Source organism: Marisediminitalea sp., assembly GCF_984433645.1.
Genome location: NZ_CFIDRX010000113.1, coordinates 1 through 14,485, shown reverse-complemented (window position 1 = coordinate 14,485; position 14,485 = coordinate 1). Strand labels below are relative to the sequence as shown.

Here is a 14,485-nt window from a genome sequence, read left to right as displayed (position 1 = left end):
TGGCCAACCAGGCCGACGTGACAGCTGTTAATACCAGCGTTACCCAGAACCAAAGAAAAAGGCGCCCAACGAGGCGCCGCGTAGGATTAATAAACGCTAAAAATTTCATGATTGCTGCCGCAATAAGTAGCCAGAGCCACGTATGGTTTTGATTTTTTCATCATTGCAACAGGCTGATATTTTCTTGCGTAAGTTACTCACATGCATATCTATGCTTCTGTCGAATGCCATGAGTTTGCGGCCCAGCACCTGCTGACTGATATCTTCTTTGGACACCAGTTCGCCGGCATTCACCATTAACAAGCGCAGGATAGAGAACTCTGTGCCGGTCAACGTTAACGGTACGCCTTTCACTGATGCTTCCTGTTTACTGACACTCAACTCAATGCCATTGATTACCAAGTCCTGTTGTTGCTTTACCTGAGAACCGAGGTCCAGGCGGCGGAAGATAGCTTTAATACGCGCCACCAACTCACGGTGATTAAAGGGTTTTGGCAGGTAGTCATCGGCGCCCAGTTCAAGGCCCAGAATGCGGTCGTAGTCGTCACCTTTGGCGGTTAACATTAGTACTGGTGTTAAATGTGTCTGGCGCAGTTTTTTCAGAACGTCAAAACCATCCATTTTCGGCATCATCACGTCTAACAGGATCAGGTCGAAATTCCCGATTCCGGTGGCCAGCTTTAAGCCCGCCTCGCCGTCAGGCGCCAGGGTTACCTCATAGCCCATGGTTTCCAGGTAGCTTTTCAGCATGTCACTCAGCTCATCGTCGTCATCAATCAACAAAATAGACTGATAAGCCGTAAACGACGGCTTGCTCATATTACTCACGTCGATTTCCTTTTTTTGCCATACGTGATTAATTACATTAACGGTAGATATAGCACGGGCTTTCATGGTGGTCATAATTTTTCCATTAATGTGGAAGACAATTCTGACCGCAAGATTACTGATTGCTTATTACACAAGCAAAACGAATACCCGTGATTTACGCAACTTTTACATTACCGAACGATCGCACCTGACAAATAAATATCTCCCCCCTGCTGAGGCCGTTACTCCGCTAAAAAGCCCAGATTATGCTGATTAAAGTTGTTCAGGTTCGGCAATATCTCAGTCAGCTCGTTATCGGCTAAGCCAAACCATTGGGCCAGCGTAGCCGCATATTGGTCTACCGACAATGTGGGAATGATACGCCCATCGCCCAAGTCATCGTCACTGCCGAGCGACATTTGAGGAAGCTGTCCATATATATCGGCGCCCTGCACGGCCCCTCCCAGCACAATATGATTACCACCCCAGCCGTGATCGGTGCCATCCCCATTACTCGTTAATGTGCGTCCGAAATCCGATGCCGTAAAAGCGGTAACCTGCTCACTTACTCCCAATTCGGCCGTAGCGTTATAAAATGCAGCCATGCCATTAGCCAGCTCACTCAATAAAGTCGGATGATCGGCTAACTGATTATCGTGGGTATCCCATCCCCCCATAGCAACAAAGTATATTTGCCTGGATTGATTTAAGTGCTGTTGAACACTGATCATGTTAGCCACCAGCCGCATCTGCTCTGCAAAACGGGTAGCCGGGAACGCGGTTGATAGCTCAGGCCCCAATGCCAACGCACTGTTCACCAGTCCACCGGTCGTGCGAGTGCGGTCGACCATAGCCGCAAACTGAGAGGCAAACATGCCTTCGGTGCTGGCGTGAATACGGTCTAAAAACGCAGCATTTGGCCGCTGCCACTCTTCATCAGGGTTTATCCCCTCGAGGATTTCGGCGCCCTGACTACTTAAGGCAAAAGGCAATACCTGACTCCCGGTCTGCCATAGATTATTGCCTGCCATAGACAAGTTCATCGACAGCGGTTCTGTGCCGTCTGACAACATATCAGCCATTCGACCTGCCCAGCCAGTTAATGCGGCTTGCTGTGGGTGAGCGGTTTGCCAATGATTTTGTTGGTCTGAATGTGAGAACAACTGTGGCGGCAGCATGACGCGGCCCGTCAAGATATCCGCTTTAGACGCAGGCTCAATCATAGGGCCTACGTTTGCAACCAGCGCCATATTGCCCTGTTCATAAATCGTATGAAGTGCAGCCAAAGAAGGATGTAACCCGACGCTTGAGTATTGCGTATTGGTGACGTTTATTGGTAGCGCTGCATTGCGCGCGACGGCAAGATTTTGTCGGGTAGCAGCGTATTGGTCGTAGGCACGCTGATCTGTAGGAATAAGCATGTTCAGAGAATCATTCCCGCCTAGCAAAAATACGCACACCAGTGCTTTGTAGTCGGTAAAACTGTTCGCCGAGGTCGCAGCGTTTACCAGATTAAATTGCGATGTGGTTGCCCACAGAGAGCTTGCCCCACCCAAGCCAACCAGGCTGCGCTTTAAAAAATCACGTCGTTGCATGGCTGGCTCCTATTGCTGCACCGCAAACTGCGGTGAAATAGTTATCAAATACACCACATTGGCCAATTTGACCCAGTCGGCCTCGCCCTGTGACCAGTAATCCAGTGCGTCCATCAGCACGGTGCGCATAGTGTCGTTCATTTGCCCGTCCAGCAACATCAGGTTCAGGTAATCCAATAATGCGTCGTGGTCGTCAGAGAGTGCTGCCAGTTGGTCGAAATTCACGATCCCTGCATCATCTTCAACAATGTCGTCACCGCGCAGGTTGTTAAACCACGCCATGTAGAACATGTAATTGACGTATCGGGTGATACTAATTTCGTTGGTAATTTGAAATTCTGGTGACACCAGTCCCGCTTCGCGAATAGCGCCCGGCGCACTGTAATCCGGGCGGTAAAAGTTAAATACACTGGGTGAATCCAACGGTGCGACACCAATATTCAGGCCCACAAATTCATGGCCCATACCGCCGTCGCGTGCCCGGGATTGAAACACACGCATAACATGCGCAATCCGCAACAGTGGATTTCTTAGCTTGCCGGTACTGGTTGAGTTAATGTCTCGCGCTTCGTCGTCCAGTAAAATAGCTTCGATAACCGCTCGCATATCACCACGCACACCCTCGCCATTGTCGTTAAATGCGGCAGCCACACGAGACACATAACCGGCACTGGGATTGCTCGTAACCAGGCGCTGAATCAGCTGTTTACCAATAAACGGCCCGACATTGGGATGATTGAACAGATTATCCAGTGCCATGGCAAGGTCAGCTCTGGCATTTTGACCGGCTGGCACCACAGTGCCGTTCAGCAGCATTTTTTCACCCCGATCATGAAAAGCCTCATAGGGCTCCATGGGAGACTGTCCATCGTAATTATCATCCCACCAGCTTGCCCTGCCAGCGTAATGCCAGCCAGTAAACACATGAGCGAAGCCCTTTATTGTTTCTTGATCATAGGTGGCGACTGGATTGCCCTGACTATCGGTTACCACACTCCCATCCTGATTGAGTTCCACCAATCCAATAGTAAACAGTTGCATAACCTCTCGTGCAAAGTTCTCATCCGGGCGAATGTTTCTTTCGGCATCCGGCTTTTCATTGCCGAGCATGCTCAAATACATGCCCATCATCGGGTGTAAGGTCACCGCTTCGAGTAAATCCCTGAAGTTTCCAAAGCTATGCGTGAGTAAAGTATCGTAGTAAGACGTAACGCCTCTGGGATCAACCAACAACCGTGCATCTTTGGTAGACACTACAAAAATCTGTGACAGCGAGAAGGCCACACGCTGTCGAAGTTGGTCATCCGCGTAAATAGAACGCTGCCACCAGATCTCAACCCAATGATGGCTGTAAATTTCATCACTGGGAAAGGTACTGTTCAACAACGGCAGATGTTCAGTAACCGGCGAAGCAAACTGCGCTTCTAACCAGGCTTCAGCACCAATTTCCGCCACGTTTTCCACACTGCCATCGGTGGGGCCAAATGACGCCTGCAACAGCAAACGCACCGCTTCTTGGTCTGTCATTGCCCGGTCTGGAGGCGTTGGTTGAGGCTGGGGAGACGGTGTTGGTTCCGGTGCTGGCGTAGCAGCATCTTCGCCACCACATGCCGGGAGCAAAGCGACTAAAAAAAAGCAGAAAATGAAACGAGTGAACATAGTGTCCCGCCCGAGTGTTAACCGAAGAATTTTCAGTATGACACAGGCGGCACCGTTTTGCGGGTATACCCATCGACTAATGCGTATATTTATTCTACAGCAGGCACCCTTCCGTCCCCCCCGGAATAATAGCAATTAGCTGGCAGATTACTGCGTTTCTCCTGTTTACTTGCCGTAGTTAGGTACTTTCCGCAGGTGTGAAGGGTCACTGAACAATGGTGACGTGACGATTAAATCCGCGGTAGCCGGCGAACATGCAACAGGCACATTCCAAACCGAGCACAAGCGCAGCAGCGCTTTTACGTCCGGGTCATGCGGCGCGGGGTTCAACGGGTCCCAGAAGAAAAACAACCCATCCAGATTGCCGTCGGCAATGAGTGCACCGATTTGCTGATCGCCGCCTAGCGGACCGCTTTTAAACCGGTGTACTTCAAGGCCGGTATTGTCGTGAATCAGGGCCCCGGTTGTGCCGGTTGCAACAATGCGAAACGGGCGCAGGGTGTCAATGTGCTGTTTTACCCACTCGAGCAGTTCGGCTTTTTTATGGTCGTGAGCAACCAACGCAATGGTACGGCTAGACATGGCAATTCCTTTCTTTATTGTATGATTATTCGCTTTTTGTACCATTTATCAGCGGGTAATGAAACGGTAACCCTAAACTGAAAAAATGGATAGTTTGTCGCCAGACAGGGGGAAAACTGAATTTTACCTGGCAATCGTAAATATTTATACATTTTTATTGCATAAATATTCCAACATTGTATGATGGCAAGCGGTAATAGTTTTCGGCCCTGCTTTTTGCCTGATTAACGTGCAGGGTATCGGGAAAACATAACAGGATTAGGACATGAATATGACAATCAACCGGTTTGCCAAGCCGGTTGCTAACGCCCAGTTTAGCTCTCCCCTGGCTGGCTACAATATGCAGTGTGAATGGCGACGACGTATAGTCAGGTCGCCGAAGCAGTAGAACACTCGCTGTAGCACACTTTTTACCTTTGTGCTTTATCGGTCGGCCTGCTCACAAGCCCCACGCAAAGGTAAAAAGTGTTTTTTTATTTGTAACTACCAAAACTCTACGAACGAATTATGTTTAATATTGCAGTGATTGGTGCCAGCGGATACACCGGGGCACAGCTAGTTAATTTAATTGTTGGTCATCCACAAATGACCCTGAAGCATGTACTGGTATCTGAAAACAGTGCAGACGCGGGTAAAACCATGGCACAAGTGCATGGTAACCTTGCGCATCTTTCTCAATATGTACTTACTCCATTAAACAGTGATCTGCTGGTCGAATTAGCCGCCACGATGGACGGCATTTTCCTGGCTACGCCTCACGAAGCCAGTCATGACTGGATGGAAGCACTGTCTGCCGGGAAAGCAAAAGTATTCGATTTATCGGGCGCGTTCCGTCTTAAAGATACCGATGTATTCGCTAAACATTATGGTTTTGCGCACACGTCTGTCGATTGCCTTGATAAAGCCGTGTATGGTCTGGCTGAGTATCAGGCTGACGCGTTGAAAAGCGCCAATATTGTTGCGGTGCCGGGTTGCTACCCAACGGCATCATTGCTGGCGTTAAAGCCGCTGTTTAACGCAGGCCTGCTGGACACCAGCATGCGCCCTATTATTAATGCCGTTTCAGGCGTGAGTGGCGCGGGCAGAAAAGCCAGCCTTACCACCAGCTTTTACGAAGTCAGCCTGCAAGCCTATGGCGTGCTGGGGCATCGCCACACCCCTGAAATTGAAGCTCACCTGGGTACGCAGGTTATCTTTACCCCGCACCTGGGCAATTTCAAACGCGGTATTCTGGCAACCGTCACCGTTAAGCTAAAAGCAGGCACAACCCAAAGTGATCTGGATAGCCTGTATGAGTCCGTGTATGCTGACCAGCCTATCGTAAGATTACGCGAAAGCTTCCCTAAAGTTGACGATGTAGCACACACCCCGTTTTGTGATCTGCATTGGAAGGTTGATGCCGAATCTGGTTACGCCGTAGTAGCCAGTGCTATCGACAACGTTATGAAGGGCGCCGCGTCTCAAGCCATGCAATGTGCCAACCTGGCGCTTGGCTTGTCTGCTACACAGGGATTGATTCATGGCTACGAGTAACACGCCAGTCGTTATTAAAGTCGGCGGCGCATTATTGGAAAATCCGGCAATAGCCGCACAATTGTTAACTGAGATCAAAGCGTTAATGGCCACACGCTCGGTAATATTGGTACATGGTGGCGGCGCAATGGTGGACACCCTGTTAGGTGCCATGCAGTTAACCAGTACCAAAATTGATGGACTACGGGTTACGCCCGATGAGCACATGCCTGTGGTTAGCGGTGCATTGGCGGGCACGGCAAACAAAATGTTGTGTGGCCTGGCAATTGGCGCAGGCGTTACCCCTGTGGGAATTAGTTTACTCGATGGCGGCTTAACACAATGCACTGTACTGAACGAAAAATACGGCGCGGTAGGCATTCCGTCTCCGGGTAGTTCAGCCTTGCTGGATCACTTGCTGGCAAGCGGTTGTTTGCCCGTAATCAGTTCTATTGGCAGTAATGCCGATGGCCGTTTGCTGAATGTAAACGCCGATCAGGCCGCAACCGTTATCGCCGAGTTAACTGGCGGTGACCTATTGCTGCTCAGCAATGTTGAAGGCGTACTTGACGGCGATAAAGTGCTAATTCACGCCCTGGATGAAGCCCGCCTGAAAGACGAAGTAAATAAAGGCGTTATTAAAGACGGCATGCTGGTAAAAGTAGAAGCCGCTATGCAAGCCGCAACTCAATTAAGTAAGCCGGTAACGATTGCCAGTTGGTCGCAGTCGTTAGCCGCTATTTTAACTAACCAAACCGGAACCAGAGTGATTCCGGCAGCCCAGATTTCTGGAGAGTAGCATGAAGCAGGATTTATTAACCTTTGCCAACTGGACACCCGACCAAATGCAGGAACTTCTTGCACTGGCTGTTCAGATTAAACAGTCACCGGCGGCCTATGCCAACGTACTGGCAGGTAAATCAGTGGTTGCGCTGTTTGAGAAGCCTTCTCTGCGTACCCGCGTAAGCTTCGACATCGGTATTAACCGCCTGGGCGGTCATATGGTGTATTTGGACAGCCAGTCAAACAAGCTGGCCGGACGTGAAGATGCCGTTGACGTAGCCGCTAACCTTGCGTGCTGGGCCGATGCCATTGTAGCTCGAGTATTCTCGCACGAGACACTGGTTACTTTTTCTGAAGCCGCCAACGTGCCGGTTATTAACGCGCTGTGCGACAAGTATCACCCCTGTCAGGGTTTGGCTGACTATCTTACTCTGTTCGAGAAATTCGGTAGCACCGAAGGCCTGACCATGGCCTATGTGGGCGACGGTAACAATGTCACACACTCACTGTTGATTGTGGGCGCATTGCTGGGATGCCATCAGGTAGTAGTTACGCCTGAAGGCCACGAAGCCGACCCTACCATTGTGGCCCAGGCCAAAGCCATTGCAGAGCAAACTGGCGTAAAAATCACAGAGTCTCATGACGGTGCTGCCGCGAAAGGCGCGAATGTTATTTATACCGACACCTGGTTATCAATGGGCGACGACACGCCACTTGAAACCATTAAAGACAAGTTTATGCCGTATCAGGTTAACGAGGCACTGATGGAGCTGACAGGTGCAACACACGTATTGCACTGCCAGCCGGCTCACCGCGACCTGGAAATTACCGGAAGCCTGATGGATAGCGACGCGTCGCTGCTAATGCAACAGGCAGAAAACCGGATGCACGGCCAAAATGCTATTTTAACCCATTTGTTAGGAGCCTAATCAGGACACCCATTATGCGCAAAGTAAACAAAGTTGTGCTCGCCTACTCAGGCGGTTTAGATACCTCAGCGATCATTCCATGGTTAAAAGAAAACTATGACTGCGAAGTTGTCGCGTTTGCGGCCGATGTGGGTCAGGGTGACGAAGAACTGGAAGGCCTGAAGGAAAAAGCCATTGCGACGGGTGCAAGCGAATGCTACATCGTCGATCTGAAAGAAGAATTCGTTAAAGAATATATCTTCCCAACCATCACTACCGGTGCCGTTTACGAAGGCGAATACCTGTTAGGTACGTCTATGGCACGCCCGGTAATTGCCAAAGCGCAGGTTGAAATTGCCCGTAAAGTAGGTGCTGACGCGCTATGCCACGGTTGTACCGGTAAAGGTAACGACCAGGTTCGTTTTGAAGGAGCATTTAACGCACTGGCACCAGATCTGGCGGTTATTGCGCCATGGCGTGAGTGGGACATGGTATCGCGTGAAGACCTGCTGGCTTACCTGGCAGAGCGCAATATCAAAACCACGGCATCTGCCACCAAGATCTACAGCCGTGATGCAAACGCATGGCACATTTCACACGAAGGTGGGGAACTGGAAGATCCTTGGTGCGAGCCTAGCAAACAAGTCTGGACCATGACCGTTGATCCGGAAGAAGCCCCTGACCAGGCAGAGCGTGTAAACCTTAAATTCTTCGAAGGTGCACTGACGCACGTAAACGGTAAAGAAGTGTCTCCATACGAAGGTTTGGTTGAACTGAACAAACTGGCTGCTGCCCACGGTGTTGGTCGTATCGACATCGTTGAAAACCGTCTGGTTGGCATGAAGTCGCGTGGCTGTTATGAAACGCCAGGAGGCACCGTACTGCTTAAAGCGTACAAAGCTCTGGAAACCATGGTACTGGACAAAGCGTCTCTGAAGCACCGTGAACAGCTTGCCCTTGAATTCTCACACGTTATGTACGACGGCCGTTGGTTCACCCCGCTGAGCGATGCCCTTATTGCAGGTGCTGCCTCGTTTGCTAAATACGTTACCGGCGAAATCGTAGTGAAACTCTACAAAGGTCAGGCGACCGTGACACAACGTCAGTCGCCTAATAGCTTGTACTCTGAAGACTTCGCAACCTTCGGTGCAGACGACGTTTACGACCAGAAACACGCAGAAGGCTTTATCCGTCTGTTTAGCTTATCAAGCCGTATCGCGGCACTGAAAAAGCAGGGAGAGTAAGCATGGCATTGTGGGGAGGCCGGTTCGCTGCCGGCAGTAGTAATATGTTCCGTCAGGTCAATGATTCCTTACCCTTCGACCAGGCCATGGCCGCGCAGGATATGGAAGGCTCGATCGTGTGGTCTCGTGCACTGGCAAAAGCCGGTGTACTAACCGCAGAAGAACAGCAGCAGTTAGAATCTGCACTCAGCGAACTGAAAGCCCAGGCGGAAGCGGGTGAGATTGACTTTGGTGCCAGTGGCGAAGAAGACATTCACAGCTTTGTCGAAGCCGCATTGATTGAAAAGCTGGGCGATGTGGGGCGTAAGCTGCACACCGGCCGCAGCCGTAATGATCAGGTTGCGACCGATTTCCGTTTGTGGTGCCGCACCCACATTGAATCGCTGAAAACCGACGTGCTTGGGGTTATTCGCAGCTTGCTAAATACCGCGAGCCGCCACCAGCAGGCCATTATTCCTGGCTATACCCACCTGCAGCGTGCGCAGCCTATTCGCTTCCCGCACTGGTGTTTAGCCTATGTGGAAATGTTCAAACGCGACTTAAGTCGTCTTGAAGATTTACACGCGCGCATGAACCAGTGTCCACTGGGCTCAGGCGCACTGGCCGGCACTACCTACCCGGTAGACCGTCATGAAATCGCCAGCCAGCTGGGCTTTACCGGCCCATGCCTGAACAGCCTGGATGCCGTTTCTGACCGCGACTTCGTACTGGAGCTGCTGTTTACTGCCAGCACCAGCATGATGCACCTGTCTCGTCTGGCAGAGGATTTGATCTTCTACAACTCCGGCGAAGCTGGCTTCCTGCAGTTGGGCGACAGCGTGACGTCAGGCTCATCTCTGATGCCGCAGAAGAAAAACCCGGATGCGCTGGAGTTACTGCGTGGTAAATGTGGCCGTGTATTTGGTCACTTGCAGGCTTTGTTAGTCACCATGAAAGGCTTGCCGTTGGCGTATAACAAAGACATGCAGGAAGACAAAGAAGGCGCATTCGACGCGGTTAACCAATGGCATTGCTGCCTGTGTATCGCCAGCGAAGTACTGGACACACTGGCACTGAACGAAGAACGTTGCCGCGTGGCAGCCGCTCAGGGCTACTCAAACGCCACTGAGCTTGCTGACTATCTGGTAGGCAAAGGCATTCCGTTCAGAACCGCGCACGATATTTCCGGACAGATTGTATTACTGGCCATTGAAAACAATGCCGCCATTGAAGAACTGTCGTTAGCACAACTGCAATCTGTGTGTGCTGACATTACCGATGATGTGTACCCGGTTCTGCAGTTGGAATTCGGTGTAGACAAACGCAACATCCTGGGCGGCACCAGTGCCGAAACAGTGACCAAAGCACTGTACCAGGAATTAGAAAATCTGGATAAGTTGGGATAACAACACATGGTGCTATCGCATCACGAAAGTATTGGCCTGTTTCGCAGCTCTGCGCCTTACATTAATGCACACCGGGGTAAAACCTTTGTCATTATGTTTGGCGGAGAGGCGATCGAAGACGACAACTTTGCCAACATCATTCAGGATATCGCCCTGCTTAACAGCCTGGGCGTTCGCCTGGTGCTGGTACATGGTGCTCGCCCGCAAATCGATCAGCGCGTAGCGCTGCGTCAAATTGAAGGGCGCTTCAGCCACGGCGTGCGCATTACCGACAAGCAAACCCTGGAATGCGTGAAAGACGCCGCCGGCTCGGTGCGCTGTCATGTAGAAGCGCTGCTCACCATGGGGCTACCAAACTCTCCTATGCACGGTGCGCAAATTCGCGTGTGTACGGGTAACCTGGTGGTCGCCAAACCGATGGGCGTGCTGGACGGTATCGACTTTGAAAATACCGGCGTTGTACGCCGTATTGATACCACCGGTATTAACGACCACCTGAATGATGGCTCAATTGTACTGCTGTCGCCCATGGGCTATTCATCGACCGGTGAGGTGTTTAACCTGTCTCACGAAGATGTAGCCACTCAGGCAGCCATTGCACTGAAAGCTGACAAGCTGATTGTATTTTCCAACTACTCAGGTATTTTCCGCAAAGACGGTAAATTGGTCCGCACTATCGAGCGCACGCAGCTAGAGCAGTTACACAAAGATCAGGAAATCATGACCGAAGACACGGTGATTCGTGCCCTGGTAACCAGTGTAAAAGCCGGCACACCCCGTGCTCACTGTGTAAGCTACGAAACCGACGGCGCCCTGTTGCAGGAACTGTTCACCCGCGATGGTGCAGGCTCACTGGTAATGGAAAACCATTACGAGCAGATCCGCGAAGCCACCATTGACGACGTAGGCGGCATTCTCAATCTCATCAAGCCATTGGAAGAAAGCGGTGTGCTGGTTAAACGTTCCCGGGAGCGCCTGGAAAACGAAATTCACCAGTTCATTGTAATTGTTCGCGACGGCATGATCATCGCCTGTGCAGCGTTGTACTTGTACCCAGAAGACGGTTCGGCCGAGCTGGCATGTGTTGCTACGCACTCAGAGTATCGCGGTAAAAACCGCGGAGAACGTATTCTGGCAGAAGTGCGGGAAAGAGCCATTGCCGCCGGTATTCACCGCTTGTTTGTATTAACAACAGTAACCGCACACTGGTTCCTGGATCACGGATTCAAGCCCGCTACCGTAGATGCCCTGCCTGCATCGAAAAAAGAGCTGTATAACTTCCAGCGTAACTCAAAAGTATTCACGCTGGAGCTGTAAATTCTTCGGGCAGCCTAACCCCCTGCCCGACACTTTCCAACAAAGAACATCCTGGCATGTCATGTGTAATCACCTAAAACACATCGCTATACAATGACGTGATGCACCACAACCCAATTCTCACCTCACATAAGTGCCTTTCCAAGAAGGAAACATTGAGATAGCCTGAAAATTCAACATCACAAATACACCATGTAGGTGTTTATTCAGTTGTTATGTGGCAAAGGAACATGCAGAGATATAAGGTAAGTCTCAAGCTCAAAAATTCTCACGGCGACAGAAACTTTGAATTTCTGGGTACATGGATTGGGTTTGCAGGAATGCTCTTTGTCATCGGTTGCATATCTTTTTATGAATATCCTAAAGTCGCATTAGCAGACACTGTTCCGGTAGTTACTGTCGCTTTTGCATTCTATTGGTTTGCTAGTCAAATTCGTTGGTTAATCATAGTCTTTTGTGTTTTTTCCTTACTCGCTTCATGTCTATTTTTAGCTTATTCAATTTTCTCAAATATCGACTGCGCTCAACTAGTAAACCCACGCCAGCAAGTACATTGCGTACAGGCCAATCTTTATCCAAGGGTAGCTTTTGGTTATGTTCTTAGTTTGTTTTTAGTCAGTTTGTATTACTGTGTAGGTTATTTTAAACGTGCCACATAACAACAAATTATGGTGCCCGCCAAAGCGGGCTGGGACATTATGTGCTTGGAGGGAGTCGGTGTGATAAAAGTATCAAAGGAAAATGAGGGATATTTTGCTCATTACTCACTATTAAATGATGGCGATAGCGTTCACTCTTTAGGTCCGAACTCTGAGTCTGATATTAAGCAACAACTCTATAGCCTAGGTTTTGCTCAAAGAGATATTGAAGAAGCTTTTACCAGGTCCGACAAAACCTATTTTGGAGTTGGTAAGTGCTAATCATCAAGAATGTCGCATATAACTAAAAACACCTTCACCCGTAGGCGGGCTGTTTTTAACCGTTAGCTTATTACCAGGTGCATTTTGAAGACAGAAAAGGAAATCCTTTGCGAATTTGTTGGGCTGGTTTTTCAATCTGAAAATACAGACAGTAAGGATGTGTATTCCAACATAAATCTAATGAAAGGCTCATTAACTTCAGTGCGTATGGCAGCCAACGACGCATTGGAAATTTGTTCATATATGTCAAAGTCAGAACAAGAGCGCTTAAACAGCAAAATGTTAGAAGCAGGCTTACCTTCTCTTTTCTCACTGCAACATAAAGCGTTTAAGGAGTTTTTAAAAATTTCTAACCGTGGCAGCATAAGAAATGAGAAAGAGTTTTACCTTGTAAGCTCATTGTCGGAAAACAGTATTCTAAACAAAGAGCACCAAAACACTGCGTATAGTTTACTGGAAAGTTATGAATTGCCTCGCACCTAGCAAGGCGTTCAATAGAGAAAAATATGCGCAGCGACTTCACCATTTTCGCCATCCAATAAAGACGTATGAATTCCAGCACTATGAACCGCAAAAAGTAAAACACACATGAGATAAAAGATGCTTGGCGCACTCCCCTTCAGGAACTGTTTATTTTTTGTGCGCAATGGTGCATGGGATACTATACTTAAGTCATTTTAGTTTGGGCCTAATAGAACTCATGGCATCAACACACAGTGAAGACCAACTAACTCAACTTATTTATGTCAGTGAGCGTAAAAGTGACGTGGATGACACCGACGTGCAATCGATCCTAGAAACGGCCCGCAAAAACAATGACCAAAGCGGAATAAAAGGCGTACTACTGGTACTTCCCGATTATTTTTTTCAAGTGTTAGAAGGCCCATCGAACAACATAGAAAAACTTATATCACGGGTAAAAAATGACACGAGACACAGCAACATAAGGATCCTTTCAGAAAAGGTCTTATGTGATTACGAGTTTGGTAATTGGTCTATGGTTAATATTGATATCAATGCAGAAAACTCTGACTGTTTCGTTGTGCTCGATAGATTTGCAAAAGCAAAGTGTCCCGCTGACGATCAACTAAAAGGGGTGTTTCTTATTTTCAAGGGTCTTTCTCAACCAATTCACTAATTGGTGAACAAATAGGCGAAGCGTGCCGTCTGCAAACCCGTTATGCGATTTAACACAAGACGTATCAGTTTTCAGTAAATGCCACACCTTTGAGTGAAATTCGTCGCACATATCCATTGGACTAAAAATCATGCTATGTTTATTCATGCTTGTCTGCAATTCGTTTGGAAGTGAACACACCATGCGTGACTGCTACGGAGAGCGAACCCTGGACGTCGCGATGGTTAGCCAATAACAAGGAGGCCATTATGGGGTCAGTGGTAGAATTTTTGATTTATTTCGGCTTGGCTATTTTTGTCATTTTCGTAGTTGGGATAATCGCCCACAAGAGTCTTACCAATGACAAAAAATAGCGGTTTAATTATGTGAATATAACGCTTTTCAACCTTATTCAGCGGGCGTTACCAGGAGAGCGCAAAGCGCATACTGGAAATTAAAAAAAGGAATTTTAATGAGTCAACCCAGCAAAGGATTTCATCCAATCACCAGGGCGTTTGCCTACGTCGGCGCGTTTATTTGCGCTTTCTTCTCACTCACGATATTTATTTCTAGTGTATTTTCATTCACAAATAACCAGCCCATCACCGCAGATACTGGCGGAACCAGAAAAAACAGGGTGGCGGTTTGACTGG

15 protein-coding genes are annotated in these 14,485 nt (G+C 49.0%); 11 read left to right on the top strand and 4 right to left on the bottom strand.

The genetic code is table 11. The features are described from left to right. Positions 1 to 105: 105 nt before the first annotated feature. From AC4MRN_RS14060 to AC4MRN_RS14045, 4 genes are all read right to left on the bottom strand, one after another. Positions 106 to 819, bottom strand: coding sequence for a response regulator (locus AC4MRN_RS14060; RefSeq protein WP_073324453.1), 714 nt, complete (start codon positions 817 to 819; stop codon positions 106 to 108). A gap of 233 nt (positions 820 to 1,052) precedes the next feature. Next, on the bottom strand, positions 1,053 to 2,405 hold the full coding sequence (locus tag AC4MRN_RS14055) for a DUF1501 domain-containing protein (RefSeq protein WP_491203609.1): 1,353 nt from the start codon (positions 2,403 to 2,405) through the stop codon (positions 1,053 to 1,055). Between the two features lie 9 nt (positions 2,406 to 2,414). Continuing rightward, positions 2,415 to 4,064: a DUF1800 domain-containing protein gene (locus tag AC4MRN_RS14050; RefSeq protein WP_491203608.1), complete on the bottom strand. Its 1,650-nt coding sequence runs from the start codon at positions 4,062 to 4,064 to the stop codon at positions 2,415 to 2,417. A gap of 165 nt (positions 4,065 to 4,229) precedes the next feature. Then, complete coding sequence (locus AC4MRN_RS14045) at positions 4,230 to 4,646, bottom strand: methylglyoxal synthase (protein ID WP_073324333.1); 417 nt, start codon at positions 4,644 to 4,646, stop codon at positions 4,230 to 4,232. Between the two features lie 265 nt (positions 4,647 to 4,911). On the opposite strand from AC4MRN_RS14045, the gene AC4MRN_RS14040 reads away from it, so the two are divergent. From AC4MRN_RS14040 to AC4MRN_RS13990, 11 genes are all read left to right on the top strand, one after another. Continuing rightward, positions 4,912 to 5,034 (top strand): hypothetical protein, encoded by a 123-nt coding sequence (locus tag AC4MRN_RS14040; protein WP_255051098.1) that lies wholly within the window; start codon positions 4,912 to 4,914, stop codon positions 5,032 to 5,034. Between the two features lie 119 nt (positions 5,035 to 5,153). After that, the gene (gene argC / locus AC4MRN_RS14035) at positions 5,154 to 6,179 is read left to right on the top strand and encodes an N-acetyl-gamma-glutamyl-phosphate reductase (RefSeq protein ID WP_491203607.1); all 1,026 of its coding nucleotides are present in this window, start codon (positions 5,154 to 5,156) and stop codon (positions 6,177 to 6,179) included. Beyond that, a complete protein-coding gene (gene argB / locus AC4MRN_RS14030; protein WP_073324331.1) occupies positions 6,166 to 6,957 on the top strand; it encodes an acetylglutamate kinase in 792 nt (263 codons plus the stop codon). Before argC ends, argB begins: the two co-directional genes overlap by 14 nt. Position 6,958: 1 nt before the next feature. After that, entirely contained in the window at positions 6,959 to 7,870 is a 912-nt protein-coding gene (locus tag AC4MRN_RS14025) for an ornithine carbamoyltransferase (protein WP_491203606.1), read from the top strand. Positions 7,871 to 7,884: 14 nt separating this feature from the next. Next, complete coding sequence (locus tag AC4MRN_RS14020) at positions 7,885 to 9,093, top strand: argininosuccinate synthase (protein WP_073324329.1); 1,209 nt, start codon at positions 7,885 to 7,887, stop codon at positions 9,091 to 9,093. 2 nt (positions 9,094 to 9,095) lie between these two features. Continuing rightward, positions 9,096 to 10,478 (top strand): argininosuccinate lyase, encoded by a 1,383-nt coding sequence (gene argH, locus AC4MRN_RS14015; RefSeq protein ID WP_491203605.1) that lies wholly within the window; start codon positions 9,096 to 9,098, stop codon positions 10,476 to 10,478. Positions 10,479 to 10,484: 6 nt separating this feature from the next. Beyond that, positions 10,485 to 11,795, top strand: a complete 1,311-nt coding sequence (gene argA, locus AC4MRN_RS14010; RefSeq protein ID WP_073324327.1) for an amino-acid N-acetyltransferase — start codon at positions 10,485 to 10,487, stop codon at positions 11,793 to 11,795. 230 nt (positions 11,796 to 12,025) lie between these two features. Next, on the top strand, positions 12,026 to 12,454 hold the full coding sequence (locus AC4MRN_RS14005) for a hypothetical protein (RefSeq protein WP_491203604.1): 429 nt from the start codon (positions 12,026 to 12,028) through the stop codon (positions 12,452 to 12,454). Between the two features lie 60 nt (positions 12,455 to 12,514). Continuing rightward, positions 12,515 to 12,715, top strand: a complete 201-nt coding sequence (locus tag AC4MRN_RS14000; RefSeq protein ID WP_370242776.1) for a hypothetical protein — start codon at positions 12,515 to 12,517, stop codon at positions 12,713 to 12,715. An 84-nt stretch (positions 12,716 to 12,799) separates the two neighbouring features. Beyond that, positions 12,800 to 13,198 carry a hypothetical protein gene (locus AC4MRN_RS13995; RefSeq protein ID WP_139241611.1) on the top strand — a complete coding sequence of 133 codons (399 nt, stop codon included), beginning with the start codon at positions 12,800 to 12,802 and terminating at the stop codon, positions 13,196 to 13,198. A gap of 217 nt (positions 13,199 to 13,415) precedes the next feature. Then, the gene (locus AC4MRN_RS13990; RefSeq protein WP_491203603.1) at positions 13,416 to 13,853 is read left to right on the top strand and encodes a BLUF domain-containing protein; all 438 of its coding nucleotides are present in this window, start codon (positions 13,416 to 13,418) and stop codon (positions 13,851 to 13,853) included. The last annotated feature ends 632 nt before the right edge of the window (positions 13,854 to 14,485 follow it).

Excerpts from the sequence above, each read along its gene's own strand:
- AC4MRN_RS14060 (WP_073324453.1), bottom strand. The coding sequence starts at position 819 with ATGAGCAAGCCGTCGTTTACGGCTTATCAGTCTATTTTGTTGATTGAT.
- AC4MRN_RS14055 (WP_491203609.1), bottom strand. The coding sequence starts at position 2,405 with ATGCAACGACGTGATTTTTTAAAGCGCAGCCTGGTTGGCTTGGGTGGG.
- AC4MRN_RS14050 (WP_491203608.1), bottom strand. The coding sequence starts at position 4,064 with ATGTTCACTCGTTTCATTTTCTGCTTTTTTTTAGTCGCTTTGCTCCCG.
- AC4MRN_RS14045 (WP_073324333.1), bottom strand. The coding sequence starts at position 4,646 with ATGTCTAGCCGTACCATTGCGTTGGTTGCTCACGACCATAAAAAAGCC.
- AC4MRN_RS14040 (WP_255051098.1), top strand. The coding sequence starts at position 4,912 with ATGAATATGACAATCAACCGGTTTGCCAAGCCGGTTGCTAACGCCCAG.
- argC (WP_491203607.1), top strand. The coding sequence starts at position 5,154 with ATGTTTAATATTGCAGTGATTGGTGCCAGCGGATACACCGGGGCACAG.
- argB (WP_073324331.1), top strand. The coding sequence starts at position 6,166 with ATGGCTACGAGTAACACGCCAGTCGTTATTAAAGTCGGCGGCGCATTA.
- AC4MRN_RS14025 (WP_491203606.1), top strand. The coding sequence starts at position 6,959 with ATGAAGCAGGATTTATTAACCTTTGCCAACTGGACACCCGACCAAATG.
- AC4MRN_RS14020 (WP_073324329.1), top strand. The coding sequence starts at position 7,885 with ATGCGCAAAGTAAACAAAGTTGTGCTCGCCTACTCAGGCGGTTTAGAT.
- argH (WP_491203605.1), top strand. The coding sequence starts at position 9,096 with ATGGCATTGTGGGGAGGCCGGTTCGCTGCCGGCAGTAGTAATATGTTC.
- argA (WP_073324327.1), top strand. The coding sequence starts at position 10,485 with ATGGTGCTATCGCATCACGAAAGTATTGGCCTGTTTCGCAGCTCTGCG.
- AC4MRN_RS14005 (WP_491203604.1), top strand. The coding sequence starts at position 12,026 with ATGCAGAGATATAAGGTAAGTCTCAAGCTCAAAAATTCTCACGGCGAC.
- AC4MRN_RS13990 (WP_491203603.1), top strand. The coding sequence starts at position 13,416 with ATGGCATCAACACACAGTGAAGACCAACTAACTCAACTTATTTATGTC.